Here is a 2050-nt window from a genome sequence, read left to right on the forward strand (position 1 = left end):
GCGCGGTATGGCACACCGCGCAGTCGCCAACCGCTGCCAGCAAGCGCCCGCGCTCCAGGGTGGCCTTGGACCAGGTGCCGGCGCTGGGCGGCGCAATCGCTGCGATTTCATTGTGAAACGGCCAGGCGGTGGCCATCACCGCACCCAGCGTCGCGAACAATGCACCGAACCACCATTTCCAGCGTTTTTCCGGCGACTTGGCCGGCTCGCCCAGGGTGCCGGCATTCAGCGCCGCCAGCACCCGCTCGGGGGTAATCGGCAACTCGCGAAAACGAATGCCGGTGGCGTCATAGATCGCGTTGGCAATCGCCGCCGCGCTCGGCACCGAAGCCGACTCCCCGGCGCCCATGGGCGGCTGGTCCTGGCGCGGCATCATCAGCACGTCGATCTGCGGCACTTCAGGGAAGGTCAGGATCGGGTAACCGCCCCACTCCTTGCTCGCCACCGTCGATTCTTCAAAGGTCACGCGCTCTTTGAGCACGCGGCTGGTGGACTGGATCACATTGCCGTGGATCTGATGCTGCACCCCGGCCGGGTTGATCATCATCCCCGAGTCATGCCCGATCACCACGCGCGTTACCGACACATCGCCGGTCTGTTTGTCGATGGCCACGTCCGCTACCCAGGCCGCCCACGCCGCGCCGAAGCCGGGGAACTTGCTGTGGATGTAGCGCGCGTAGGCAAAGCCGCGACCGCGCAACAGGTGGTCTTGATTCGCGGTTTGCATCGGCGCGGTGCGTGGCGACCAGTTGGCGCGTTCGGCGGTGGATTTCACCAGGTCGACGGCGCGCTCGTCCTTGAGGTAACGCAGGCGGTATTCTACCGGATCGACGCCGGCGGCAAACGCGAGTTCATCCATATAGGATTCATGCGCGAACGTGTTGGGCAACGCCGACACGCCGCGCATCCACGAGGCGCGCACGATGGGCGCCATGTCGTTGATGGTCACACGCATGTTATCAATGGCGTACGGTGGGATCGAGGTGCGGTCGCCCATCTCGAACATCGCCGCCACCGGTTCCACGCGGCCGGTGAGCAACAGCGCCAGGGTCGGTGCGCCGTTGGACGGGTAGCTGGTTTCAAAGTCATAGGCGGCAATGCTGCCGTCAGCATTGAGGCCACCGTCGACGTCCATCAACTGCGCGGTGCCCTTTGGCTCCCACAGGTGTTCCTGCTCGCGGGTCAGTTGCACGCGCACTGGCTTGCCGACTGCGCGTGACAGCAGCAAGGCGTCGGCGCACACATCGTCGGCGCAATTGCGCCCATAACAGCCGGCGGCTTCCATGCGGATCACGTCGATCAGCGCTTCATCGCATTCAAGCAACCACGCCAGGTCGGCGCGCAACAGGTGCGGGTTCTGGCTGCCGGACCACACGCGGCTGCCGCCCGGCTGGTAATCCGCCACGCCACAGGACGGGCCGATCGAGCCATGCATCTGGTACGGCCACAGGTAGCTGCGCGGCATGCGCTGGCTGGCGCCGGCCAGGGCTGCATCGACATTGCCCTGGTCGAGTACCGTGCGACGCACCCGTGGATTGTCGCGGATCGCCTGCTCGACATCGTTCATGTCCGGCAAGGCGTTGTTCCAGGGTTTCCACTGCACGTGCAGCGCTTGCGCAGCCTTGATCGCCTGCTCTTCGCGCAAGGCCACCACGCCGACAAAATCGCGGACCACCACCACGGCAACGATGCCGGGGATATGCGCGATGGACGCCTCGTCCACACTCAGCAGGCTGTTGCCGACAAAGTCCCCGCAATCCAGCCCGGCATACGGCGGACGCACTACGCGACCGTGCAGCATGTCGGGCACGCGCATATCGTGCACGTAGGTCAACTCGCCGGTGGCCTTGGCGGGGATGTCCACGCGTGCGGCGCCCTGGCCCACCAGGCGATAGTCCTCGACAGGTTTCAACGGCGCATCGCCGCTGATGTGCAGTTGGTCATGCTGGCCGCTGACCAGCTCAGCGTAGGTGCTGCTGCGCCCGTCCGGCGCCTGCACGACACCGGCTGCAACCTTGAGGCTGGCCGTGCTCAGCCCCCAACGCCCCGC

Annotated in this window: 1 protein-coding gene; it reads right to left on the minus strand. The window is 65.9% G+C overall.

Annotated features, from left to right (window positions below; translation table 11 throughout):
• The coding region (locus WBR57_RS15285; RefSeq protein ID WP_424084535.1) for a xanthine dehydrogenase family protein molybdopterin-binding subunit at positions 1-2050 on the minus strand (2050 nt) is incomplete at both ends.

Source organism: Pseudomonas sp. (genome assembly GCF_049590575.1).
GTDB lineage: Bacteria > Pseudomonadota > Gammaproteobacteria > Pseudomonadales > Pseudomonadaceae > Aquipseudomonas.